At 58.2% G+C, this 24,276-nt stretch carries 21 protein-coding genes; 7 read left to right on the top strand and 14 right to left on the bottom strand.

Translation table 11 applies throughout. From position 1 onward, the window contains the following. Window positions 1–7: 7 nt before the first annotated feature. Both ftsH and rlmE read right to left on the bottom strand, forming a co-directional pair. On the bottom strand, window positions 8–1,918 hold the full coding sequence (gene ftsH, locus OSC50_RS02915; RefSeq protein WP_181080021.1) for an ATP-dependent zinc metalloprotease FtsH: 1,911 nt from the start codon (window positions 1,916–1,918) through the stop codon (window positions 8–10). 200 nt (window positions 1,919–2,118) lie between these two features. Continuing rightward, entirely contained in the window at window positions 2,119–2,769 is a 651-nt protein-coding gene (gene rlmE / locus OSC50_RS02910) for a 23S rRNA (uridine(2552)-2'-O)-methyltransferase RlmE (RefSeq protein WP_010206606.1), read from the bottom strand. Between the two features lie 105 nt (window positions 2,770–2,874). Between rlmE and OSC50_RS02905 the strand changes: the two genes are divergently transcribed. Further along, on the top strand, window positions 2,875–3,183 hold the full coding sequence (locus tag OSC50_RS02905) for a YhbY family RNA-binding protein (RefSeq protein ID WP_010206607.1): 309 nt from the start codon (window positions 2,875–2,877) through the stop codon (window positions 3,181–3,183). Window positions 3,184–3,192: 9 nt separating this feature from the next. Here OSC50_RS02905 and OSC50_RS02900 read toward each other — a convergent pair whose 3' ends face one another. From OSC50_RS02900 to grpE, 8 genes are all read right to left on the bottom strand, one after another. Continuing rightward, the gene (locus OSC50_RS02900) at window positions 3,193–3,597 is read right to left on the bottom strand and encodes an MFS transporter (protein WP_181080022.1); all 405 of its coding nucleotides are present in this window, start codon (window positions 3,595–3,597) and stop codon (window positions 3,193–3,195) included. Window positions 3,598–3,625: 28 nt separating this feature from the next. Beyond that, window positions 3,626–4,102: a transcription elongation factor GreA gene (greA, locus tag OSC50_RS02895; protein WP_253511916.1), complete on the bottom strand. Its 477-nt coding sequence runs from the start codon at window positions 4,100–4,102 to the stop codon at window positions 3,626–3,628. Between the two features lie 2 nt (window positions 4,103–4,104). Further along, complete coding sequence (carB, locus tag OSC50_RS02890; RefSeq protein ID WP_266246832.1) at window positions 4,105–7,326, bottom strand: carbamoyl-phosphate synthase large subunit; 3,222 nt, start codon at window positions 7,324–7,326, stop codon at window positions 4,105–4,107. Between the two features lie 104 nt (window positions 7,327–7,430). After that, a complete protein-coding gene (gene carA / locus OSC50_RS02885) occupies window positions 7,431–8,567 on the bottom strand; it encodes a glutamine-hydrolyzing carbamoyl-phosphate synthase small subunit (protein WP_266246833.1) in 1,137 nt (378 codons plus the stop codon). A gap of 259 nt (window positions 8,568–8,826) precedes the next feature. Next, window positions 8,827–9,633, bottom strand: a complete 807-nt coding sequence (gene dapB, locus OSC50_RS02880) for a 4-hydroxy-tetrahydrodipicolinate reductase (RefSeq protein ID WP_181080025.1) — start codon at window positions 9,631–9,633, stop codon at window positions 8,827–8,829. 10 nt (window positions 9,634–9,643) lie between these two features. Continuing rightward, entirely contained in the window at window positions 9,644–10,768 is a 1,125-nt protein-coding gene (gene dnaJ / locus OSC50_RS02875; RefSeq protein WP_181080026.1) for a molecular chaperone DnaJ, read from the bottom strand. A 317-nt stretch (window positions 10,769–11,085) separates the two neighbouring features. Then, a complete protein-coding gene (gene dnaK / locus OSC50_RS02870; RefSeq protein ID WP_181080027.1) occupies window positions 11,086–13,008 on the bottom strand; it encodes a molecular chaperone DnaK in 1,923 nt (640 codons plus the stop codon). Window positions 13,009–13,110: 102 nt separating this feature from the next. Continuing rightward, window positions 13,111–13,704, bottom strand: a complete 594-nt coding sequence (gene grpE, locus OSC50_RS02865; protein WP_266247519.1) for a nucleotide exchange factor GrpE — start codon at window positions 13,702–13,704, stop codon at window positions 13,111–13,113. A 222-nt stretch (window positions 13,705–13,926) separates the two neighbouring features. Between grpE and recN the strand changes: the two genes are divergently transcribed. Then, window positions 13,927–15,600 (top strand): DNA repair protein RecN, encoded by a 1,674-nt coding sequence (gene recN / locus OSC50_RS02860; protein WP_253509421.1) that lies wholly within the window; start codon window positions 13,927–13,929, stop codon window positions 15,598–15,600. Between the two features lie 77 nt (window positions 15,601–15,677). On the opposite strand, the gene fur is transcribed toward recN, so the two are convergent. Continuing rightward, window positions 15,678–16,082, bottom strand: a complete 405-nt coding sequence (gene fur / locus OSC50_RS02855; protein ID WP_181080062.1) for a ferric iron uptake transcriptional regulator — start codon at window positions 16,080–16,082, stop codon at window positions 15,678–15,680. Window positions 16,083–16,180: 98 nt separating this feature from the next. On the opposite strand from fur, the gene OSC50_RS02850 reads away from it, so the two are divergent. Next, on the top strand, window positions 16,181–16,708 hold the full coding sequence (locus OSC50_RS02850) for an outer membrane protein assembly factor BamE (RefSeq protein ID WP_181080030.1): 528 nt from the start codon (window positions 16,181–16,183) through the stop codon (window positions 16,706–16,708). Window positions 16,709–16,768: 60 nt separating this feature from the next. Here OSC50_RS02850 and OSC50_RS02845 read toward each other — a convergent pair whose 3' ends face one another. Further along, complete coding sequence (locus OSC50_RS02845) at window positions 16,769–17,071, bottom strand: RnfH family protein (RefSeq protein WP_266246835.1); 303 nt, start codon at window positions 17,069–17,071, stop codon at window positions 16,769–16,771. Next, a complete protein-coding gene (locus tag OSC50_RS02840) occupies window positions 17,064–17,498 on the bottom strand; it encodes a type II toxin-antitoxin system RatA family toxin (RefSeq protein WP_181080032.1) in 435 nt (144 codons plus the stop codon). Before OSC50_RS02840 ends, OSC50_RS02845 begins: the two co-directional genes overlap by 8 nt. A gap of 168 nt (window positions 17,499–17,666) precedes the next feature. On the opposite strand from OSC50_RS02840, the gene smpB reads away from it, so the two are divergent. Continuing rightward, window positions 17,667–18,149 carry an SsrA-binding protein SmpB gene (gene smpB / locus OSC50_RS02835; protein WP_024077453.1) on the top strand — a complete coding sequence of 161 codons (483 nt, stop codon included), beginning with the start codon at window positions 17,667–17,669 and terminating at the stop codon, window positions 18,147–18,149. A 34-nt stretch (window positions 18,150–18,183) separates the two neighbouring features. Here smpB and OSC50_RS02830 read toward each other — a convergent pair whose 3' ends face one another. Further along, on the bottom strand, window positions 18,184–18,951 hold the full coding sequence (locus OSC50_RS02830; RefSeq protein ID WP_181080033.1) for a GntR family transcriptional regulator: 768 nt from the start codon (window positions 18,949–18,951) through the stop codon (window positions 18,184–18,186). Between the two features lie 261 nt (window positions 18,952–19,212). On the opposite strand from OSC50_RS02830, the gene OSC50_RS02825 reads away from it, so the two are divergent. From OSC50_RS02825 to OSC50_RS02815, 3 genes are all read left to right on the top strand, one after another. Beyond that, window positions 19,213–20,907: a lactate permease LctP family transporter gene (locus OSC50_RS02825; RefSeq protein ID WP_181080034.1), complete on the top strand. Its 1,695-nt coding sequence runs from the start codon at window positions 19,213–19,215 to the stop codon at window positions 20,905–20,907. Window positions 20,908–20,977: 70 nt separating this feature from the next. Further along, window positions 20,978–23,788, top strand: coding sequence for an FAD-binding and (Fe-S)-binding domain-containing protein (locus OSC50_RS02820; protein WP_266246838.1), 2,811 nt, complete (start codon window positions 20,978–20,980; stop codon window positions 23,786–23,788). A 136-nt stretch (window positions 23,789–23,924) separates the two neighbouring features. Continuing rightward, entirely contained in the window at window positions 23,925–24,203 is a 279-nt protein-coding gene (locus OSC50_RS02815) for a PA2433 domain-containing protein (protein ID WP_253509425.1), read from the top strand. The last annotated feature ends 73 nt before the right edge of the window (window positions 24,204–24,276 follow it).

Genomic DNA, 24,276 nt, shown 5'->3' with positions numbered 1-24,276 from the left:
TCAAACCTTAGTGTTCGGCTGCAGGACCGCCGATCGGGGTTTCAGGGCGTTCATTCTGAACCACGGGCGGAGTGCCCGAGGTGCCTGAACCGCCTTCCCAGTCGCGAGGTTCGCGCGGCGGACGACCTGCCATGATGTCGTCGATCTGATCGGCATCAATGGTTTCGTATTTCATCAGCGCATCGGCCATGGCATCCAGCTTGTCGCGGTTATCGGTCAGGATCTGCTTGGCCGTACCGTAGCACTGGTCAATGATGCTGCGAACCTCGGAATCGATCAGCTTGGCAGTCTCACCCGAAAAACTGGCACTTTGACCGCCACCACCACGACCCAGGAACACCTCGCCATCTTCCTCGGCATACATCAAAGGACCGAGTTTTTCAGACAAGCCCCACTTGGTCACCATGTTTCGCGCTATCTGACTGGCTCGCATAATGTCGTTGGAAGCGCCGGTGGTCACACCGTCAAAGCCCAAGGTCATTTCTTCGGCAATCCGTCCACCATAAAGCGAGCAGATCTGGCTGATCAGCGCACGCTTGGAGAGGCTGTAGCGATCCTCTTCTGGCAGGAACATGGTCACGCCAAGTGCGCGACCTCGCGGAATGATCGAAACCTTGTACACCGGGTCGTGCTCAGGCACGACGCGCCCCACGATCGCGTGACCGGCTTCGTGATAGGCAGTGTTCTGCTTCTCTTTTTCAGACATGACCATGGACTTGCGCTCGGCGCCCATCATGATCTTGTCTTTAGCCAGCTCGAACTCTTTCATTTCTACAATGCGCTTGCCGGTACGCGCGGCAAACAGCGATGCCTCGTTCACCAGGTTGGCAAGGTCAGCACCGGAGAAACCAGGAGTACCACGGGCAATCACGGCCGGAGCCACATCGTCACCCATCGGCACTTTACGCATGTGCACTTTCAGAATCTGTTCGCGCCCGCGAATATCAGGCAAGCCAACCACCACCTGGCGGTCAAAACGGCCTGGACGCAGCAAGGCCGGGTCAAGCACGTCAGGACGGTTGGTCGCGGCGATGACGATGATGCCGTCATTCATCTCGAAGCCGTCCATCTCTACCAGCAGCTGGTTGAGCGTCTGTTCGCGTTCATCATGACCACCGCCCATGCCAGCACCACGATGACGACCAACAGCGTCGATTTCATCGATGAAGATAATGCACGGCGCATGTTTCTTGGCCTGCTCGAACATATCGCGAACACGGCTGGCACCGACACCGACGAACATCTCGACGAAGTCAGAACCGGAAATGGTAAAAAACGGCACCTTGGCTTCACCGGCAATTGCCTTGGCCAGCAAGGTTTTACCCGTACCCGGAGGGCCGACCATCAGCACGCCGCGCGGAATACGACCGCCAAGACGCTGGAATTTGCCCGGATCGCGCAGGAATTCGACCAGCTCACCGACTTCTTCTTTGGCCTCATCGCAGCCGGCAACATCAGCCAGCGTGGTTTTCACCTGATCCTCGGACAGCAGGCGTGCCTTGCTCTTACCGAAACTCATCGGTCCGCCCTTGCCCCCCGCGCCGCCCTGCATCTGGCGCATGAAGAACATGAAGACTGCAATGATCACAAGAATAGGGAAACTGGCCACCAGAAGCTGGGTCCAGATGCTCTGCTGTTCAGGCTGCTTGCCTTCAACCACCACGTGGTTATCGACCAGATCGCCGATCAGACCGTTATCCTGAATTGCCGGACGAATGGTCTTGAAGCTGTCGCCATCGTTACGCTTGCCGGTGATCACATAGCCATCTACCGCTACGCGCTCAACCTTGCCATCCTTGACTTGCTGGATGAAGTCGGAATAGTTGAGGGTCTGCGGCTCGTTAGGGCTGGAGAAGTTGTTCATCACCGTCACAAGGACAGCCGCGATGATCAACCACAGGATCAGATTCTTTGCCATATCGTTCAATTAACTACCCTCTGAAGCAAGCTCCGCTGCTGGCGCGCGCTTCGCATGATATTCACCGGCCTAACTTACTACATTACCTACAACTCTGGCAGGCGCCGTCTGTAACCCTTTGTGAAACTTTGACTACACAATATTCGTAAAGCTTCATGACGAAAGCGATATAAAAAAACCTATCGACTCCCTTCAAACCTTTAAAGACGCTCATCGCTGGCAGCGCCTTCAATGCCACGGAACCCACGCGCCAACAGGTATTGCTCGCGGGACCGATCCCGGGAAGAGTCCGGTTTGCGCATCTGAACCTTGTCGAATAGCTTACGGATGTTCTTGTGATACTCGTCGAAACCTTCCCCCTGGAAGACCTTGACCAGGAAATCACCCCCCGGACGCAATACCCGGCCCGCCAGATCCAGCGCCAATTCGCACAGGAACATGGCGCGCGGCATATCAACAGCCGGTAATCCACTCATATTGGGGGCCATGTCGGAAATCACAAGGTCTACCTGCGAATTTCCCACGGCTTCAAGAATCTCGGCCAGTACCGCATCCTGAGTGAAATCCCCATGTACAAAGGTTACATCCGGAATGCTGTCCATCTCCAGAATGTCGGAAGCGATCAACCGCCCCTGCCCACCAATCAGACGACTGGCAACCTGTGACCAGCCGCCAGGCGCCGCTCCGAGGTCGATCACACTCATGCCGGGGCGGAATAGTTTGTCCTTGTCCTGCAACTCCAGCAGCTTGTAGCTGGCCCGGGAGCGGTAGCCGTCCTTCTGCGCCTTTTTGACGTAAGGGTCGTTGAAATGCTCTTGTAGCCACTTAAGGCTGGTTTTGGAACGGGCCACTGGGCACCTCGAAAATAAAACGGGTCGTGATTAACTGGGCGGTCCCGGACTCGCTCGGGTAAACTGGCCGCCGCTTTTTACAAGATCAGACGCAGGGGTCAGATTATGCCGCTCACTCAAGAGCAGAAGAAACAATACAAATCCATTGGCCACCATCTGAAACCAGTTCTGATTGTGGCAGACAACGGTTTGACTGAGGGTGTGTTAGCCGAATTCGAACGCGCACTCAACGATCACGAGCTGATTAAGATCAAGGTTAATATCCTTGACCGCGAAGCACGCCTGGCCGCCATTGCAGAACTGTGCAAGGTGGGCAAAGCGGACCTGGTTCAGGTTATCGGCAAGATGGCGCTGCTGTATCGCAAGAACTTCAGCGTCAACAAGCAACTGTCGAATGTTCACCGCTTCAAATGATAGCAAGGGTCAAGGGCGTGCTTCGCGCGCCCTGCCACTCCAACCCGGTGCCGGCTGTATCACCAGCACGAGGCCTGAGAACCCTAGCACAAGATAGCTGAATAGTTGCCAGCGCAACGCTTGCGGCAGCCAGACATGCACGACGAAATACATCGAACAGCCATACAGCGCCATCAACAGTAATTGCCCACGAATATCCCGCCACAGACTCTCCAAGCCCTCGGTCCTTACCAGCACCAACACTTGAAGTATCACGCACGCCGCCGCAAAACCCACCAGCAACGCACTCAGTAATCCATCGAGCTCATCGATCAGCAACGGCGCCAGCCCAATCAGGCCCAACGCCGGCAAAACGCCAAGGTGCAACAGCCACAAGCCACCCACCCAGAGCATCTGGGTGAGCTGCCAGAGCATTGCGCCCGCCTGGAGCGGGCGCCGTCTTTCAGACGTGACGAACTTCAACAATCTCGTACTCGATCACACCGCTTGGTGTTTTCACGGCGACCACGTCGCCTTCTTCCTTGGCGATCAAGGCGCGTGCGATCGGCGAGCCGACAGAGATCTTGCCTTGCTTGATGTCAGCTTCATCCTCACCCACGATGTGGTAAGTCACGCTCTCATCAGTCTCGACGTTGGCAATTTCAACGGTCGTACCGAAAATCACCTTGCCGGTGTGCGCAATAGTGGTCACATCGATGATCACAGCATTCTGCATGCGGCCTTCGATATCGCGGATCCGCGCCTCGACCATACCTTGCTGCTCGCGAGCAGCATGGTATTCGGCGTTTTCCTTCAAGTCACCCAGCTCGCGGGCCGTACCGATGTCCTGGCTCAGCTTTGGACGTACGACCTTGGTCAGGTGGGCGTGCTCCTCTTCCAGGGCCTTGGCACCCTGGACGGTCATTGGGTATTTGGTAATGCTCATGCCTTCAATCCTGCGTGTAGATCCTGCAAGCGACGCACGGTCTTTTCCGGACCGAACTTGAGCGCTTCGCAGATAGCTTCGCCAGCAGCAATGGTGGTGGTGCAGTAAATCTTGTGCTGCAAGGCGTTACGACGAATGGAGTAGGAATCCGCGATCGATTGACGACCTTCGGTGGTGTTGATGATCAAAGTGACTTCGTCATTCTTGATCATGTCGACCACGTGCGGACGACCTTCCGTTACCTTGTTCACGCGACGCACTTTCAGGCCGGCAGCCTCGATCAGCTTGGCGGTCCCGGCGGTGGCCACGACTTCGAAACCCAAGTTGATCAGATCACGGGCCACACCTGCAACCAGTGGCTTGTCGTCATCGCGCACGCTGATGAACGCCGTACCGCCGGTCGGCAGCACTTCGCTGGCGCCCATCTGCGCCTTGGCAAAAGCCTCACCGAAGGTATCGCCCACGCCCATCACTTCACCAGTGGACTTCATTTCCGGGCCCAGGATCGGGTCCACGCCAGGGAATTTGGCGAACGGGAACACCGCCTCTTTCACACTGTAGAAGTTCGGGATGATTTCCTTGGTGAAGCCGATTTCCTTCAGGGTCTTACCAGCCATCACACGCGCAGCGATCATGGCCAGCGACACGCCGATGCACTTGGAAACGAATGGCACGGTACGCGACGCGCGCGGGTTGACTTCGATGACGTAGATGTCTTCGCCCTGCAAAGCCAACTGCACGTTCATCAGGCCGACCACACCCAGTTCGAGGGCCATTTTCTTGACCTGCTCGCGCATCTCGTCCTGGATGTGGGCCGGCAGCGAGTAAGGCGGCAGCGAGCATGCGGAGTCACCGGAGTGAACGCCGGCCTGCTCGATATGCTGCATGATTGCGCCGATTACCACGTCGGTGCCGTCGCAGACCGCATCCACGTCCATCTCGATGGCGCAGTTAAGGAAGTGGTCCAGCAGCACCGGGCTGTCATTGGAGACTTTCACCGCGTCGCGCAGGTAACGCTTGAGTTCTTCTTCTTCGTAGACGATTTCCATCGCACGGCCGCCCAGCACATAAGACGGACGCACCACCAGCGGGTAGCCGATCTTGCTGGCTGCGCGAATCGCTTCATCTTCGCTGCGCACAGTGGCGTTCGGCGGCTGACGCAGGTTCAGGCGCTCAACCATTTGCTGGAAGCGCTCACGGTCTTCGGCACGGTCGATAGCGTCCGGGCTGGTGCCGATAATCGGTACACCCGCCGCTTCGAGGGCGCGCGCCAGTTTCAGCGGGGTTTGGCCGCCGTACTGAACGATCACACCTTTAGGCTTCTCGACGCGCACGATTTCCAGCACGTCTTCCAGGGTCACCGGCTCGAAATACAGGCGATCGGAGGTGTCGTAGTCGGTGGAAACGGTTTCCGGGTTGCAGTTGACCATGATGGTTTCGTACCCGTCCTCGCGCAGAGCGAGGGCGGCGTGTACGCAGCAGTAGTCAAACTCGATACCCTGGCCGATACGGTTTGGCCCGCCGCCCAGGATCATGATCTTGTCGCGACCCGACGGCGCCGCTTCGCACTCTTCCTCATAGGTGGAGTACAGGTACGCGGTGTCGGTGGAAAACTCCGCCGCGCAGGTGTCGACGCGCTTGTAGACCGGAAAGATTTCCAACTTGTGGCGATGAGTACGCAGGTTCTTCTCGGTCACACCCAGCAACTTGGCCAGACGCTGGTCGGAGAAGCCCTTGCGCTTGAGGCGAAACATCATGTCGCGGTCGATGCTGGCCAGGCCCAGGGTCTTGACCTTCTCTTCTTCCTTGATCAAATCTTCGATCTGTACCAGGAACCACGGATCGATCATGTTCATGCCAAAGATGTCTTCGACAGTCATGCCGGCACGGAACGCGTCCGCCACGTACCAGATACGCTCGGCACCCGGCACGGTCAGTTCGCGCTTGAGCACGCTCATGCTTTCCGGATTGCTCAGGTCGAGTTTCTCGTCCAGACCGCAAACGCCGACTTCCAGGCCTCGCAAGGCTTTCTGCAGAGATTCCTGGAACGTCCGGCCGATGGCCATCACTTCACCCACCGACTTCATCTGGGTGGTCAGGCGCGCATCCGCCTTGGCGAACTTCTCAAAGGCAAAGCGCGGCAGCTTGGTCACGACGTAGTCGATGGAAGGCTCGAAGGACGCCGGGGTTTTGCCGCCGGTGATGTCGTTCGACAGTTCATCCAGGGTGTAGCCCACCGCCAGCTTGGCCGCGACCTTGGCGATAGGGAAGCCGGTGGCCTTCGACGCCAGTGCCGAGGAACGGGATACACGCGGGTTCATTTCGATCACGACCATACGGCCGGTGTTCGGGCAGATACCGAACTGAACGTTGGAACCGCCGGTTTCCACACCGATCTCACGCAATACCGCCAGGGAGGCGTTACGCAGGATCTGGTATTCCTTGTCGGTCAGGGTCTGCGCCGGAGCAACGGTGATCGAATCACCGGTGTGCACACCCATCGGATCGAAGTTTTCGATGGAGCAGACGATGATGCAGTTGTCCTTTTTATCGCGGACAACCTCCATCTCGTATTCTTTCCAGCCAATCAGGGACTCGTCGATCAGCAGCTCTTTGGTCGGCGACAGGTCGAGCCCACGGGCGCAGATCTCTTCGAACTCTTCACGGTTGTAGGCAATACCGCCACCGGTGCCGCCCATGGTGAAGGACGGACGGATGATGCAGGGGAAGCCCAGGGTCTCGAGGACCGCGCTGGCTTCTTCCATGCTGTGGGCAATACCGGAGCGCGGGCATGCCAGGCCGATGGACTTCATAGCCTTGTCGAAGCGCGAACGGTCTTCGGCCTTGTCGATGGTGTCGGCATTGGCGCCGATCATTTCTACGCCGAACTTCTCCAGAACGCCTTCGCGCTCCAGGTCCAGAGCACAGTTCAGCGCGGTCTGGCCGCCCATGGTTGGCAGCAGCGCGTCCGGACGCTCTTTCTCGATGATCTTGGCAACGGTCTGCCATTTGATCGGCTCGATGTAGGTCGCGTCGGCCATCGCCGGATCGGTCATGATGGTGGCCGGGTTGGAGTTCACCAGGATGACGCGGTAACCCTCCTCACGCAGGGCTTTACACGCCTGGGCGCCGGAGTAGTCGAATTCGCAGGCCTGGCCGATCACGATCGGGCCAGCGCCGAGAATCAGGATGCTTTTTATGTCTGTACGTTTTGGCATGGGTTTGTCACTCAAATCCGCAGGTCAGTCGGCAAGCCGTCTTGACAATCTTTAGAGAGCCTGCGGGGGCCACCGGTTTTCGGGGCCACCCGCAAGCCGCTCAGTCAGCGTCGCTTGGCCATCTCATTGATGAAACGGTCGAACAGCGGTGCTACGTCGTTCGGGCCCGGGCTGGCTTCAGGGTGGCCCTGGAAGCTGAACGCGCTCTTGTCGGTGCGCTCGATGCCTTGCAGGGAACCGTCAAACAGCGACTTGTGAATCGCACGGACGTTGCCCGGCAAGGTCGCTTCATCCACCGCAAAACCGTGGTTCTGGCTGGTGATCATTACCACGCCGGTGTCCAGGTCCTGCACGGGGTGGTTGGCGCCGTGGTGGCCGTGGCCCATTTTCAGGGTTTTGGCACCGGAGGCCAGAGCCAGCAGCTGGTGGCCCAGGCAGATACCGAATACCGGGATCTCGGTTTCCAGCACGTCCTTGATCGCCTGGATGGCGTAGTCGCAAGGCTCAGGATCACCTGGGCCGTTGGACAGGAACACACCGTCCGGCTGCAGAGCCAGCACATCGATGGCAGGCGTTTGTGCAGGTACAACCGTCACCCGGCAGCCGCGCTCGACCAGCATGCGCAGGATGTTGTACTTGATGCCATAGTCGTAGGCCACTACGTGGTAAGGCAGCTCGGCGGCGTCGATGGTCTCGTGGCTGTCGGTCTTCAGGTCCCAGACGGTGGAGCGCCACTCGTACTTGTCCTTGGTGCTGACGACCTTCGCCAGGTCCATGCCTTTGAGGCCGGGAAAGCCTTGCGCGGCCGCAATCGCCGCCTCTTCAGAAATATTCTCACCGGCGAGGATGCAGCCGTTCTGCGAGCCTTTTTCACGCAGGATGCGTGTCAGGCGACGCGTGTCGATACCGGCGATAGCCACCACATTGTTGGCTTTCAAGTAATCGGACAGCGACATCGTGTTACGCCAGTTGCTCGCGACCAGCGGCAGATCACGAATCACCAGGCCCGCGGACCAGACACGATCAGACTCGACATCTTCCGGGGTAGTACCGGTATTGCCGATGTGTGGATAAGTCAGGGTAACGATCTGTTGGGCGTAGGAAGGATCGGTAAGGATTTCCTGATAGCCGGTCATGGCAGTGTTAAACACTACCTCTCCAACGGTTTGACCGTCGGCTCCAATGGCTTCGCCGCGAAAAATGCTGCCATCAGCAAGGGCGAGTATGGCTGGCTTAGTCAAGAAGACCTCCCGTAGATAAAGCCTGAAGGGGCGATCGCAGGTTGTAAAAAAGCGGAGTGACGTATGGACACGTCACCCCGCTTGTTCACTGAATTATTCTGCGCGCTTTTAGTGGACACACTAAAGCTGTAGCTTACAGAAAAAGGCTTTTTGGGTCCACCGCTAAAGAGCCTTAAAGGCAGGGGAATGCGACAGGACGTCGCCTAGCGGTTAAAAACGGGGGCTCAGGATAATCCTGGGCACCCGTTTTAGCTACTGATTAGTGCAGATCCAGCACGTCACGCATGTCGTACAAGCCAGGCTCGCGCCCCTCCAGCCAAAGCGCAGCGCGTACGGCGCCCTTGGCGAATGTCATGCGACTGGAAGCCTTGTGCGTGATCTCAAGGCGCTCGCCCTCAGTGGCGAATAACACCGTATGGTCACCCACCACATCGCCACCACGCACGGTCGCAAAGCCAATGGTGTCGCGCGCCCGAGCACCGGTATGGCCCTCACGACCGTAAACCGCGACCTTCGACAGGTCACGACCCAACGCATCGGCAATGGCTTCCCCCATGCGCAGCGCCGTACCAGAAGGCGCATCGATCTTGTGGCGATGGTGGGTCTCGATAATCTCGATATCCGCTTCATCGCCCAGCACTCGCGCGGCCATGTCCAACAGTTTGAGCGACAGGTTCACGCCAACGCTGAAGTTGGCGGCAAACACCACGGGAATATCCTTGCCCGCCTCCACCAGCAACTGCTTCTGCTCGGCAGTCAGCCCCGTGGTACCAATCACCATGGCCTTGCCCGACTTGCGGCAGAACGCCAGGTTCTTGAGCATCACTTCAGGCAACGTGAAGTCGATCAACACATCGAACTCATCAGCCACTTGCTCCAGGCTGCCCGACAGCGAAACGCCGATACGCCCCAAGGAGGCCAGCTCTCCCGCATCCGCACCGATCAACGTGCTGCCAGGGCGAACGATCGCCGCCGTCAGCCCGGAGGCCGGTGAACGCAACTGCACCGCTTCGACCAAAGTCTTGCCCATGCGCCCGGCAGCGCCCATTACGGCTATACGTCGCATATTCACTTCCTTACAGGTCGCCGAAGAAGCGCTTCACGCCTTCGAAGAAACCGGTGGTTTTCGGCGAATGGGTGTCATCGCCCTCCAGGGAGCTGCGGAATTCCTCGAGCAACTCGCGCTGGCGGCGGCCCAGGTTGACCGGTGTTTCTACCGCCACGCGACACATCAAGTCACCCGCCCCACCACCGCGCACCGGCGCCACGCCCTTGCCACGAATGCGGAACTGCTTGCCGGTCTGCGTGCCTTCAGGAATCTTCAGCTTGACGCGACCATCAAGGGTCGGAATCTCAAGCTCGCCACCCAATGCCGCATCCACAAAGCTGATTGGAACCTCACAGAACAGATGCTTGCCGTCACGCTGGAAGATCGCGTGCTCGCGCACACTGATCACCACGTACAAGTCGCCAGTAGGCCCACCCTGCGCGCCTGCCTCACCTTCGCCCGACAGACGAATGCGATCACCGGTATCCACACCGGCCGGCACTTTGACCGACAAGGTCTTGTACTCTTCGACGCGGCCTTCGCCGTGGCAGGCGTCGCACGGATCGGAAATGATCTTGCCCTGTCCATGGCAACGCGGGCACGTCTGCTGCACCGAGAAGAACCCTTGCTGCATCCGAACCTGGCCAATACCGCCACACGTAGGGCAGGTGATGGGCGAAGACCCCTTCTTGGCACCGGAGCCGTCGCACGGCTTGCAGTTGACCAGCGTAGGCACGCGAATGTTGACGCTGGTGCCGCGCACGGCCTCTTCCAGATTCAACTCAAGCGTGTAACGCAGATCACTGCCACGCTGGGCACCGCCACGCTGACCACCACGACCACCACCAAAGAAGTCGCTGAACACGTCACCGAAAATATCAGAGAAATTCTGACCACCAAAACCGGCACCACCGCCACCCATGCTCGGGTCGACGCCGGCATGACCGTACTGGTCGTAGGCCGCGCGCTTATTGGGATCACACAAGCATTCGTAGGCCTCATTGGCCTCTTTGAACATGTCTTCGGATTCTTTGTTATCCGGATTACGGTCCGGGTGGTGCTTCATCGCCAGGCGGCGGTAAGCCTTTTTCAGCTCAGCCTCGCTGGCCCCACGCTCCACACCCAAAACTTCGTAATAGTCACGCTTTGCCATAAGTCTTTGCACTCTTAAGGACGTCCAGCCAGACCCTCCTGAGCCTTGCCAAACTCGTTGAGCCCCAATACAGGCCCGGACCCAACTCACGTCAATTCAACGATCCTGGTCATTACTGCTTTTAGCCAGGGACCCGGCCAAAAACGCGGTGGTCAATACTCGGAAAGCAGGAGCATCCCCGATCACACCGCCAGCATCCGACTGATGTCGCATGCTGTAAAAATTCGCATACCCCAGACACGCCAACGCGGGAGCAAGCTCCCGCGCGGCGACATCCTACCAGTCACCGCTTGAAAGCGGTCAACCGGGCGACCAAGTTACTTCTTCTGGTCTTCTTTGACTTCTTCGAACTCAGCATCGACAACGTCGTCATGCTTGGCTTCCGGTTCTGCCTGTTGTGCAGCACCGTCCGCCGGCTGAGCCTGCTCTGCGTACATCTTCTGAGCCACTGGCGCAGAGACTTTCGACAACTCTTCAATCTTGGCTTCAATGGCGGCCTTGTCGTCGCCTTTGACGGCGGCTTCCAGGGCAACCACGGCAGCCTCGATTGCAGCTTTCTCTTCAGCCGTAACCTTCTCACCAGCGTCCACGACCATTTTGCGGGTCGAGTGAACCAAAGCATCGCCCTGGTTACGAGCGCCAGCCAGTTCAGCGAACTTGGCATCCGCATCAGCGTTGGCTTCAGCATCACGAATCATCTGTTGAATTTCTTCATCAGACAGACCGGAGTTGGCCTTGATGGTGATCTTCTGCTCTTTGCCGGTCGCTTTGTCCTTCGCACCTACGTGCAGGATGCCGTTGGCGTCGATGTCGAAAGTCACTTCGATTTGTGGCACACCACGTGGCGCTGGTGGAATATCGGCCAGGTCGAACTTGCCCAGGGATTTGTTCTGGGAAGCCTGCTTACGCTCACCTTGCAGCACGTGAATAGTCACAGCGCCCTGGTTGTCATCGGCAGTCGAGAACACCTGGGATTTCTTGGTAGGAATCGTGGTGTTTTTCTCGATCAGCGCGGTCATCACGCCACCCATGGTTTCGATACCCAGGGTCAGCGGGCTGACGTCCAGCAGCAGCACATCTTTTACATCGCCGGCCAATACCGCGCCCTGGATGGCAGCACCCATGGCAACTGCTTCGTCCGGGTTCACATCTTTACGCGCTTCTTTACCGAAGAATTCAGTAACTTTCTGCTGAACCAGCGGCATACGGGTCTGGCCGCCCACCAGGATCACGTCGTTGATGGAACCAACGTCGATACCGGCGTCTTTCAGTGCAATGCGGCAAGGCTCGATGGTACGCTGAACCAGGTCTTCAACCAGTGCTTCCAACTTGGCGCGAGAAATCTTCACGTTCAAGTGCTTAGGACCGGTGGCATCTGCAGTGATGTACGGCAGGTTGACGTCAGTCGACATGCTCGACGAAAGCTCGATCTTGGCTTTCTCGGCCGCTTCCTTCAGACGCTGCATGGCCAGCGGGTCACCCTTGAGGTTCATGCTGGTTTCTTTCTTGAATTCGTCAACGAGATAGTCAATCAGACGAATATCAAAGTCCTCGCCACCCAGGAAGGTGTCGCCGTTGGTAGCTAATACTTCGAACTGGTGTTCGCCGTCGACTTCAGCAATCTCGATCACCGAAACGTCGAAAGTACCACCGCCCAAGTCATAAACGATCACAGTGTGATCGCCCTTGGCCTTGTCCATACCGTAGGCCAGGGCCGCAGCAGTCGGTTCGTTGATGATACGTTTTACATCCAGGCCCGCGATGCGGCCGGCGTCTTTGGTTGCCTGGCGCTGGCTGTCGTTGAAGTAAGCCGGAACGGTGATCACCGCTTCGGTGACCGCTTCACCCAGGTAGTCTTCGGCAGTCTTCTTCATCTTTTTCAAGACTTCAGCCGAGATCTGCGGCGCGGACATTTTGTTGCCGTTCACTTCAACCCAGGCGTCACCGTTATCAGCCTTGGCGATTTTGTAAGGCACCATCTTGATGTCTTTCTGTACGACTTCTTCGTCGAATTTACGACCGATCAGACGCTTTACTGCGTACAGCGTGTTATGAGGGTTAGTCACTGCCTGACGCTTGGCCGACTGACCCACAAGGATCTCGCCGTCGTTGGCGTAAGCGATGATCGAAGGCGTAGTACGTGCGCCTTCTGCGTTCTCAATGACTTTGGCTTTGCCGTTTTCCATGACCGAGACGCACGAGTTGGTGGTCCCCAGGTCGATACCGATAATTTTGCCCATGATTTACTCTCCCGAAACTTGAATTTGGTTGCCGCAGCAGTTGTGGCTAACTGCGGTAGCACTTAATCGCTTGACTTATAAATGGGGGCCTTGCGGCGAATTTCAAGCCTGCTCATCAATAGAAGGTGCAGCGGGTGCTGGCGCCTTGCTAACCACCACCATTGCCGGGCGCAGCAAACGACCGTTGAGCAGATAACCTTTCTGGAACACCTTCAGCACACTGTTAGGTTCCAGGTCATGGCTTTCCTGCATGGCCATTGCCTGGTGGTGCTCAGCATTGAAGGGCTCGCCGCCCTGCGGATCGATGGCTTCGAGCTGATAACGCTTGAGCGTGTCCTGGAACATTTTCAGGGTCAGCTCAATGCCTTCACGCATCGCACGAATGTTTTCATCATCCGGATTGGACAGCTCGAGGCCGCGCTCCAGGCTGTCCATAATCGGCAGCAGGTCACTGGCAAATTTTTCCAGTGCGAATTTATGCGCTTTTTCTACATCCTGCTCGGCACGGCGGCGGACGTTCTGCAGATCGGCGGCAACACGCAACGACTGATCCTGCGCAGCAGCCAATTGCTCTTCGAGCACTTGCACACGAGTTGCCAGTTCATCACCGACAGCCGAATTGGCGTCTGGAGTTTGCGTATCCTGCGTCTGTTCGTCAGCCATAGATTCTCTCCTTTCAAAATCATGCGCGAACACAACTCGCGCTTCTGTTCCGGTATATGGGGCCACAATTTTCAGGTTCAAGGGCTCAGGCGATACCAAAAATCTCTCACCCGGACACGGATGATTCCTGCCCACACATTCCCGTTTGCGCTAAAAAATGTCGAAATTCAAGCAAATCGAGCTAAGCATCAGGATTGTCAGGGCTGAACAAAACACTGTATAAATAACCAGACCTAAAGCCTGGGAGCGGTCATCATGCTCGTGCACCTGTCCGTACATAACTACGCCATCGTTGAACACCTGGATCTCGAACTGGATCGCGGGATGAGCGTAATCACAGGCGAAACCGGCGCCGGCAAGTCGATCATGCTCGACGCGCTGGGGCTGACCCTGGGCGATCGCGCCGACAGCGGCGTAGTACGCCCCGGCGCGGACAAGGCCGATATTCTCGCCACGTTCGACCTGGCCGACATTCCCGAAGCTGAAGCCTGGCTGGCTGAGCGCGACCTCAACCATGAAGGGCCGTGCATCCTGCGCAGGGTCATCACCGCCGAAGGGCGTTCGCGCGGCTATATCAACGGAACCCCCTGCCCGCTTGGCGACCTGAAAGCCCTGGGCGAGCTTTTGATCGATATCCACAGCCAGCACGAGCACCAGTCACTCCTGAAAACCGATACACATCGTCGCCTGCTCGACGAATACGCCGGCGCCACCGACCTTGCCAGGCAAGTGCAACTCGCCGCACAACGCTGGCGCCAGACGCGCCAGGAACTCGAGCGGCTCTCCAACTCCGGTGACGAACAACGTGCGCGCCATCAGTTGCTCAGCTACCAGCTTGAAGAATTGGAGAGCTTGGGCCTTGGTGAAACGGAGCTGGAGCAACTGGAACAGGAACACAAGAACCTCACCAATGCCGAAACTCTTTTGGGCATCTGCCGCCAGGTAGTGGAGCAATGCAGCGAGAGCGATTCCGGCAATGTGCTCAACGCACTCACCGCCAGCCTCAATCGCCTGTCCAGTGTGAACAACGCTTCCAGCTCCCTGAGCGAAGCCACCACGTTACTTACCAGTGCACAAATCCAGGTGGAAGAAGCGGTGGGCGAGCTGAACCGTTTCCTGGATCACTTCGATGCCGACCCGGCGCGCCTGCAAGAGATAGAGGAACGCCTGGACACTATCTACACACTGGCGCGCAAGCATCGAATCCAGCCCACCGAAGTGGCAGCAATGCAGCAAAAACTGCTGGATGAAATCGAAACGCTGAACGCGAACGATGAATCCATTGAGCGCCTGGGTGACGAACTTGCCTCTTATGCTCGCCACTACCAGGAGAAGGCTCAAGAACTGAGCGAGCTGCGCCATAAAGCCGCGACCAGCCTTGCCGGCGCGGTCGAGCAGGAGATTCAGCGCCTCGGCATGCCGGGCGGGCGTTTCACGATCGAACTGCGCACCAACGCCAGCAATGAGCTGCAACCCCACGGCCTTGAACAGGTAGAACTGTTGGTCAGTGCCAACCCTGGGCAACCGCTCAAGGCGCTGGCAAAAGTTGCCTCAGGCGGTGAACTGTCACGCATCAGCCTGGCCATTCAGGTGATTACCGCACAGACCTCCCGCGTACCGACGCTGGTATTCGATGAGGTGGACGTGGGTATTGGTGGGCCGACGGCAGAAATTGTCGGGCAACTGTTGCGTCGCCTGGGGGATCGAGGCCAGGTCCTTACCGTCACCCACTTGCCACAGGTGGCCGCCCAAGGACACCAGCATTTGTTTGTACACAAGGTGCGAGGCAGCGACGCAACACGCACAGCAGTGTCCAAACTGAACAAATCGGAACGCGTAGAAGAGGTTGCGCGCATGCTGGGCGGCATCGACCTGACGAAAGAATCGCTGGCACATGCGAAGAAGATGGTGGTTGCCACCAAGGCCTGATCTTATCCCTATATAGAAAGCACGAAGGCGACCCTGAGGTCGCCTTCGATCGTTTCGCAGAGCGTCTGCGTAGCTTTTTACTTTTTCTTACGGATGTACAACACGAGATTGTGATCCACCAAATCGAAGCCATGCTCCTCAGCGATTTTGTGCTGAAGCTCTTCGATTTCCGTGCTGGTGAACTCGATAACCTCGTTGGTATCCAGGTCAACCATGTGGTCGTGATGACCGCCGTCAGCCAGTTCAAATACTGCGTGACCGCCGTCGAAATTATGACGAACCACCAGCCCCGCGGCTTCAAACTGGGTGAGCACACGATAAACCGTGGCCAGGCCAACGTCCTCATTGGACTCCATCAGCGCCTTGTAAACATCCTCGGCACTCATGTGGCGCTGCTCAGCAGAATCGAGCATTTGTAGAATCTTGACGCGTGGCAGAGTCACTTTGAGACCGGCTTTGCGTAGTTCGCTATTTTCAACCATGGTTAGCTTTCTCGCGGATGCTGCTTCGCAGCTTCTCTTAATACGGGTATGATCGGCGTTTACGTTGTCCCAGCCAAGATAGTGGAAGTCGCCCACCGATGCAAAACACCAAGCTCTTGCTAACCAGTTTCACCTTTGTGGGACTGCTCGCACTCGCCGGTTGTTCATTCCCCGGGGTTTACAAAATCGACATCCAGCAGGGCAATGTCGTCACGCAGGACATGATAGACCAGTTACGCCCCGGAATGACCCGACGGCAGGTAAGGTTTATCATGGGTAACCCCCTGCTGACCGACACTTTCCATGCCGATCGCTGGGATTATCTCTACAGCATTCAGCCTGGTGGCGGTGAGCGCCAGCAGGAGCGCGTCAGCGTCATTTTTAATGGCAATGACCAGCTTGTCAGCCTGTCCGGTGACTTCATGCCCGGCGTAAGCCGCGATGAAGCCTTGCTGGGTAAAGACAACGCCACGAACGTGACGGCTCCCGCTCAGGAAGGCGAAAAGCCGAAGTCCGAGGTTCCGGCCAAACCTGGCTCCTTGCTGGACAAGATCCAAAAAGACGTCGACGGCGTGGAAACCGTGCCAGTCCCGACGCCTCAGCCTCTGGACACCAGCCCGCAGTAACTGTGCGGCCATTAAAAAGCCCGGCGTGCCGGGCTTTTTTGTACCTGTCGGGCGGAAATCCTAAGGGTTTCGCTGCCTGGCAAGCGCTGCCTTGGCTGCGCGCAACCTACGAATCTCCTTAGGGTCAGCCAGCAACGGGCGGTAGACCTCAATGCGATCACCTGCGTGCACAGCGCGAAGATCGGCGTCAGCAACCACCTTGCCGAATATCCCCAGCACGCATGTTTCAGCGTCAACATCAGGGAACTGCTCCAGGATCCTGGAAAGCCGAACCGCTTCGCGCACGCTGGTGCCCACCGGCACCGTCACCGCGAGCAAGACCTGGCGATCCTCAGCAGCATGCACCACTTCGATTTCAACCATGCAGCTGCTTGGCCCGCTGACAGAAAGCATCCACTAACGTATTGGCCGCCTGATTGAACAAGGGCCCCAGCGTCGCACGCACGATAGGCCCTGCGTATTCGAAAGACAGGTCAAGACTGATTTTGCAGGCCTTGTCCGTTAGCGCCTTGAACACCCACACACCATGCAACTGCGTAAAGGGCCCTTCCTGCAGATTCATCTCAATGGACTTGCCCGGCACCAATACATTGCGCGTGACAAAATGCTGACTCAGGCCGCCCTTGGCGACACCAACACTGGCAACCATGTGCTCGGCACTGCTCTCCAGCACTTCGGCAGTTGAGCACCACGGCAGGAATTCCGGATAACGCGCCACGTCGTTGACCAGATCATAGAGCGCCTGTGCCGGATAGGGCAGCAGCGCCGAACGTTGAATATGCGTCGTCATGTGTGCGTTATTTCCACAGCTGAGCGGCAAACATCGCGAAAGAACAGCCCGATTCGCGAGAGAAAAAAACCAAAGAACTGCCCGCATTGTCCGGGATTCATCCAACACGCTCAAGCACGCAGGTTGACCGTAGCCGACACGCTCGCAACTGCCTATAATGCCGCCCCTATGGCTAAACAAAAGAAACACCCCACAGGGACCATCGCGCAAAATAAAAAAGCGCGACACGATTACTTCATCGAACATCGTTTCGAGGCTGGTCTGGTCCTGGCCGGCTGGGAAGTAAAAAGTCTGCGTGCCAGCAAATTGCAGCTGGTCGACAGTTATGTGCTGCTCAAGGATGGCGAGGCTTGGCTGTTAGGCAGCCATATTACCCCGCTGACCACCGCGAGCACCCATGTGATCGCCGACCCGGTGCGCACCCGCAAGCTGCTGCTTAACGCTCGCGAGCTGGACAAGCTTGCCGCAGCCGTTCAGCAGAAAGGCTACGCCTGCGTCTGCCTGTCCTGGTATTGGAGCAAACACCTGGTCAAGTGCGAGATCGCACTGGGCAAGGGCAAAAAGGAATACGACAAGCGCGATACCGAGCGCGAACGCGATTCCAACCGCGAGCTGCACCGCGCGGTTCGCAACAAGGGCAAGGAAGAATAACCTTGTATCGATGTGGCCTCGGCAATCGCCGCGGCTACATCCCCTTGCGTCGCTCCGCACGCGCCACGCGCTGAACCTCCTGACGCACTTCCTCCAACACTTCCTGCACATACAGCAGGTGACGTGTAGAAACCTCCCGCGCCTGCTCGGCCCGCCCCTCGATAATCGCCAAGTACAAATCCCGATGCTGATTGATCAGCATGTCACGGGTTTCGGTACGCTGTTGATACATGCCGCCGATGTTGGTCACCACGTTGCGCTTGAGCAGATCGAACAAACCACGAATCGTATGCAGCAACACCGCATTATGACTGGCTTCGGCGATCGCCAGATGAAACCGCGCATCCGCCGCCCCCTCCTCCGCCCGACTCACCTCATCGACGCGGGTGTAGCAATCCTGCAGCGTTTCAAATGCAGCGGTGAGACGCTCACGGTCGACCTCAGTGGCGCGCAATGCCGCGTAGTAAGCACAGGAAGCCTCCAGGGTCTGACGAAACTCCAGCAAATCACGCTGCGCTTCAGGATTGTTTTCCAGCAAGTGCAAAAGCGGATCGCTGAAGGTCGAGCCCAGAGACTCCGCGACATAATTACCGCCGCCCTGACGACTTACCAGCAACCCTTTGGCCACCAGCTTCTGGATAGCCTCGCGTAACGACGGGCGCGACACGCCGAACTGCTCGGCCAACGCGCGCTCAGCCGGCAAGCGCTCACCCGATTTCAGCGTGCCTTCAAGGATCATGCCTTCAAGCTGCTCGACAATATCGTCAGACAAACGGCGCTGACGCACCTGATCAAACGCCATAACTCACTCTCCACCATCCCGGCCCTTCGCCGGGCCCTCTATTCTGGCCTATCGCCGCCTTTGCGGCACCTATCAGAAGGCCTTGGTTTCTGCCGATCAGAAGCGCGCCCGCGCTCGCCTACGACCAAAGTTTCGCAGGCGGCAAATTGACACATCCCCTGAAGGCTTTTAACCTAGCCCACAGCGATTGTAAATTGGTATTACCAATTATCCAAGTCGACTAAAAAGTGCCTGACCAACAACAATTAGGGGCCACCCCATATGCAAACCTGGCAACAGCTTTACAGCCCACTCGGCAGCCTCGGCCTGTCCGCCCTGGCCGCCGTCATCCCGATCGTATTCTTCTTCCTGGCTCTGGCAGTGTTCCGCCTCAAAGGGCACGTGGCCGGTAGCATTACCCTGGCACTGTCGATCCTGGTGGCAATCTTTGCCTTCCAGATGCCCGTCGATATGGCACTGGCCGCTGCCGGTTACGGGTTTGCCTACGGCCTATGGCCCATCGCGTGGATCATTGTCGCGGCCGTGTTCCTCTACAAGCTTACGGTCAAGAGCGGCCAGTTCGAGATCATTCGCAGCTCCGTTCTGTCGATTACCGACGACCAACGCCTGCAGGTGCTGCTGATCGGCTTCTGCTTTGGCGCCTTCCTGGAAGGCGCGGCCGGTTTCGGCGCCCCGGTGGCCATTACCGCTGCACTGCTGGTCGGCCTGGGTTTCAACCCGCTGTACGCTGCCGGCTTGTGCCTGATTGCCAACACCGCACCCGTCGCATTCGGCGCGCTGGGCATCCCGATCATCGTGGCAGGCCAAGTGACCGGTATCGACGCTTTCAAGATCGGCGCCATGACCGGCCGTCAACTGCCTTTGCTGTCGCTGTTCGTGCCGTTCTGGCTGGTGTTTATGATGGACGGCCTGCGCGGCGTGCGCGAAACCTGGCCGGCAGCCCTGGTAGCCGGTTTGAGCTTTGCGGTCACCCAATACTTCACCTCGAACTTCATTGGCCCGGAACTGCCGGACATCACCTCGGCGCTCGCCAGCCTGATCGCCCTGACCCTGTTCCTGAAAGTCTGGCAGCCCAAGCGCACCGCAGGCGCGCAAATTGCCGGCGCCACGTCGAGCGCGGCGGTAACCGCCAGCGTCGGCGGGTTCGGCCAGCCACGCAGCACCGTCGCATCGCCTTACACCCTCGGGCAGATTTTCAAAGCGTGGTCGCCCTTCCTGATCCTCACTGTGCTGGTAACGATCTGGACCCTTAAACCATTCAAGGCCATGTTCGCCGCAGGCGGCTCGATGTACAGCTGGGTGTTCAACTTCGCGATCCCACACCTGGATCAACTGGTGATCAAGGTCGCTCCCATTGTGACCAACCCCACGGCGATCCCGGCGGTGTTCAAACTGGATCCGATTTCAGCCACCGGCACCGCGATTTTCTTCTCGGCACTGATTTCGATGCTGGTATTGAAGATCAACGTAAAAACTGGTCTTACCACTTTGAAAGACACGTTTTACGAACTGCGCTGGCCGATCCTGTCGATTGGCATGGTGCTGGCGTTTGCCTTCGTCACCAACTATTCCGGCATGTCGTCGACCATGGCGCTGGTGTTGGCGGGCACCGGGGCGGCTTTCCCGTTCTTCTCGCCTTTCCTCGGCTGGCTGGGGGTTTTTCTGACAGGCTCCGATACTTCGTCCAACGCACTGTTCAGCTCGCTGCAGGCCACCACCGCGCACCAGATCGGTGTTAACGACACGCTGTTGGTTGCGGCCAACACCAGCGGTGGCGTCACCGGCAAGATGATCTCGCCGCAGTCGATCGCCGTGGCCTGCGCCGCCACCGGCCTGGTCGGCAAGGAATCCGACCTGTTCCGCTTTACCCTCAAGCACAGCCTGTTCTTTGCCACCATCGTCGGTCTGATCACCTTGGCTCAGGCTTATTGGTTCACCGGTATGCTGGTGCACTGAAGACTACACATAACAGGGTAAGAATCGACGCCGGACAATCACGCCGGCGTCAGCTACTTCTGGAGGACTGATGAGTCTGCCTACCGCTTTCCTGACTGACGTCGCACGGCTGATTCCGAAGAGTCGACGCTTCGACGACCCGCTTTCTACCCTCGCATTCGGCACAGACGCCAGTTTTTATCGATTGATCCCACAACTGGTGATCCGCGTAGAGTCTGAAGACGAAGTCGTGGCGTTGCTGCAATGGGCCCAACGCGACCAAGTACCCGTCACCTTTCGTGCCGCCGGCACCAGTTTGTCCGGGCAAGCGATCAGCGACTCGGTACTGATCGTGCTGGGCGATAACTGGAACGGTCGCGAAATTCGTGGCCAAGGCACGCAGATCCGCCTGCAACCCGGCGTGATCGGCGCCCAGGCCAACGCCTGGCTGGCGCCGTTCGGGCGCAAGATCGGTCCGGACCCGGCCTCCATCAACGCCTGCAAGATCGGCGGCATTGTCGCCAACAACGCCAGCGGCATGTGCTGCGGCACCGCGCAAAACACCTACCACACCCTGGCCGGCATCCGTCTGGTACTGGCCGACGGCAGCCGCCTCGACACGGAAGACCCTGCCAGCGTCAGCGCCTTTCGCACGCAGCATGGCGCACTGCTGGACCGCCTGGCGACACTGGGACGCGAAACGCGGGCAAATACCGAGTTGGCCGCCAAAATTCGCCACAAATACCGTCTGAAAAACACCACAGGCCTGTCACTTAACGCCTTGGTGGACTTTGACGACCCGCTGGAGATTCTCAGCCACTTGCTGGTGGGCTCCGAGGGCACCCTGGGGTTCATCAGCGCGGTCACCTACGACACTGTGGTCGATCATCCGAACAAGGCGTCGGCACTGATTGTTTTTCCGGATGTGGAAACTTGCTGCAACGCCGTCACCGTGCTGAAAACCCAGCCGGTATCGGCCGTAGAACTGCTGGATCGACGCAGCATGCGCTCGGTGCAGAACAAACCCGGCATGCCTGCATTCGTACAGCACCTTTCAGAAAATGCCTGCGCACTGTTGATCGAATCCCGCGCGGCAACGTCCTCATTGCTGCAGGAACAGCTCGTCCTGATCATGGCCTCCCTGGCCCGCTTCCCGGTGGAAAAACAGGTCGACTTCACCGAAGACCCCGTGGAAAACGCACGTTTGTGGGCGATTCGTAAAGACACCTTCCCCGCCGTCGGTGCTGTGCGCAAGACCGGTACCACCGTGATCATCGAAGACGTGACGTTCCCGGTCGAGCAACTGGCCGTAGGCGTAAACCGCCTGATCGCGCTGTTTGACAAACATCATTACGACGAAGCGATCCTTTTCGGACACGCGCTGGAAGGCAATCTGCACTTCGTGTTCACCCAAGGCTTCAACAGCAGTGAGGAAGTCACCCGCTATCAAGCCTTCATGGATGACGTCGCCCAGCTGGTTGCGGTGGAATTCGGCGGTTCGCTCAAGGCCGAACACGGTACCGGGCGCAACATGGCGCCGTTCGTCGAGTTGGAATGGGGCCGCGACGCCTACCAATTGATGTGGCAACTCAAGCGCCTGCTTGATCCCAGCGGCATTCTCAATCCGGATGTGGTGCTCAGCGACGACCCACAGATCCATCTCAAGCACCTCAAGCCGCTGCCCGCCGCCGATGAGCTGGTGGATAAATGCATCGAGTGCGGGTTCTGCGAGCCGGTGTGCCCATCCAAAGGGCTGACCCTGAGCCCGCGCCAGCGCATTGTGATCTGGCGCGACATCCAGGCAAAAAAACGCGCCGGGGTCGATACCACCGAACTGGAGGCGGCCTACCACTACCAGGGCATCGAGACCTGCGCCGCCACCGGCCTCTGCGCTCAACGCTGTCCTGTGGGAATCAATACCGGCGATCTGGTGAAAAAACTGCGCGCAAGGGACGCCGACCGTACGAAAACCGCCGAATGGCTCGCCACCCATTTCGCCACTGCGTTGCAAGGCGCGCGCTTTACCCTGCATGTCGCCAATGGCGCCCGCATGCTGCTGGGGGCACCGCGCCTGGCCAAACTGTCCGGCGCAGCAACACGTCTGTCCAAAGGGCAAATCCCTCAGTGGACCCCCGCCATGCCGCAGCCGGAAAAAGCCATTCGTTTCAGCCCACCGGTCACTGACGAACGGCCTCGCGTGGTCTACCTGGCAGCCTGCGTGTCGCGGGCAATGGGCCCGGCAGCCGGTGACAAGGAGCAGATGTCGCTGTACGACAAAACCCGTGGCCTGCTGGAAAAAGCCGGTTACCAAGTGGTTATCCCAGAAAATCAGGACAACCTGTGCTGCGGTCAGCCGTTCGCTTCCAAAGGTTATGCCGAACAGGCCGAGCACAAGCGTCAGGAACTGATCGGCGCCCTGCTCCACGCCAGTCGCGGCGGGCTGGACCCCATCTACTGCGACACCAGCCCCTGCACCCTGCGCCTGGTACAGGATCTGGGCGAAACCCGCCTGGACCTCTATGACCCGGTGCGGTTTATCCGCACGCACCTCATCGACCGTCTCGATTTCACACCACAGGAAGCGCCCATCGCGGTGCACGTCACCTGCAGCACCCAGCATCTGGGCGAAAGCCAGGCGCTGATCGAACTGGCCCGACGTTGCGCCAGTACCGTGATCGTCCCGGAGGGCATTCACTGCTGCGGCTTTGCCGGTGACAAGGGCTTCACCACGCCGGAACTCAATGCCCATTCGCTGCGGTCGCTCAAGGATGCGGTGCAATTTTGCAGCGAAGGCATTTCCACCAGCCGCACCTGCGAGATCGGCCTGAGCCAGCACGGCGGCATTGATTACCACGGGCTGGTCTACCTGGTGGACCGGGTAACCCAGGCCCGCGTCCATTAAACCCTGCAAAAAAACAGAACCCCTGCGCGCCGGCGTAGTCATCTGAACAGGCCTCGACAAACGAGGCCTTCACTGATGTCGCTGGCAGCCGTCGAACGCCAGCAGCGTCCAGCTTTTTTTCGCAAGGAGATACCCAATGAAGCGTTCCGCTCTTGCTGGCTTGTTCATTACCGCTGCGATGCTGGCCCCTTCCGCTTTCGCTGCCGGTGACAAAGACCTGTGCCAGATCAACCTGGATAAAATCAACAACGGCAAGGCACTGCTCGCCACCGACACCAGCGGCAAAAGCGGTGAAATCGACACGGCGGTGGCTCAAGCCAAAGCAGCCCATGAGGCGGGTGATGACAAGAAGTGCATCGAGATCACCTCCAAGGCGCTTCAGGACCTGCAAAATAGCGAGAAAGGCGGTCAGTGAACGAATGTGCCAACCTTCGGGTTGGCCTTCCGTGACCGTTTGGCGTACACTGCACAGGCTTGTCACTCACTAT

The organism is Pseudomonas quebecensis (assembly GCF_026410085.1).
Classification (GTDB): Bacteria; Pseudomonadota; Gammaproteobacteria; order Pseudomonadales; family Pseudomonadaceae; genus Aquipseudomonas; species Aquipseudomonas quebecensis.
Note: the sequence above shows the minus strand (reverse complement) of the source record. Positions and strands in the feature narration are given on the sequence as shown.

Coding starts and splice junctions, on each gene's coding strand:
- ftsH (WP_181080021.1), bottom strand. CDS start 1,918: ATGGCAAAGAATCTGATCCTGTGGTTGATCATCGCGGCTGTCCTTGTG.
- OSC50_RS02905 (WP_010206607.1), top strand. CDS start 2,875: ATGCCGCTCACTCAAGAGCAGAAGAAACAATACAAATCCATTGGCCAC.
- OSC50_RS02900 (WP_181080022.1), bottom strand. CDS start 3,597: ATGCTCTGGCAGCTCACCCAGATGCTCTGGGTGGGTGGCTTGTGGCTG.
- carB (WP_266246832.1), bottom strand. CDS start 7,326: ATGCCAAAACGTACAGACATAAAAAGCATCCTGATTCTCGGCGCTGGC.
- dapB (WP_181080025.1), bottom strand. CDS start 9,633: ATGCGACGTATAGCCGTAATGGGCGCTGCCGGGCGCATGGGCAAGACT.
- dnaJ (WP_181080026.1), bottom strand. CDS start 10,768: ATGGCAAAGCGTGACTATTACGAAGTTTTGGGTGTGGAGCGTGGGGCC.
- dnaK (WP_181080027.1), bottom strand. CDS start 13,008: ATGGGCAAAATTATCGGTATCGACCTGGGGACCACCAACTCGTGCGTC.
- recN (WP_253509421.1), top strand. CDS start 13,927: ATGCTCGTGCACCTGTCCGTACATAACTACGCCATCGTTGAACACCTG.
- fur (WP_181080062.1), bottom strand. CDS start 16,082: ATGGTTGAAAATAGCGAACTACGCAAAGCCGGTCTCAAAGTGACTCTG.
- OSC50_RS02850 (WP_181080030.1), top strand. CDS start 16,181: ATGCAAAACACCAAGCTCTTGCTAACCAGTTTCACCTTTGTGGGACTG.
- OSC50_RS02845 (WP_266246835.1), bottom strand. CDS start 17,071: ATGGTTGAAATCGAAGTGGTGCATGCTGCTGAGGATCGCCAGGTCTTG.
- OSC50_RS02840 (WP_181080032.1), bottom strand. CDS start 17,498: ATGACGACGCATATTCAACGTTCGGCGCTGCTGCCCTATCCGGCACAG.
- smpB (WP_024077453.1), top strand. CDS start 17,667: ATGGCTAAACAAAAGAAACACCCCACAGGGACCATCGCGCAAAATAAA.
- OSC50_RS02830 (WP_181080033.1), bottom strand. CDS start 18,951: ATGGCGTTTGATCAGGTGCGTCAGCGCCGTTTGTCTGACGATATTGTC.
- OSC50_RS02825 (WP_181080034.1), top strand. CDS start 19,213: ATGCAAACCTGGCAACAGCTTTACAGCCCACTCGGCAGCCTCGGCCTG.
- OSC50_RS02820 (WP_266246838.1), top strand. CDS start 20,978: ATGAGTCTGCCTACCGCTTTCCTGACTGACGTCGCACGGCTGATTCCG.
- OSC50_RS02815 (WP_253509425.1), top strand. CDS start 23,925: ATGAAGCGTTCCGCTCTTGCTGGCTTGTTCATTACCGCTGCGATGCTG.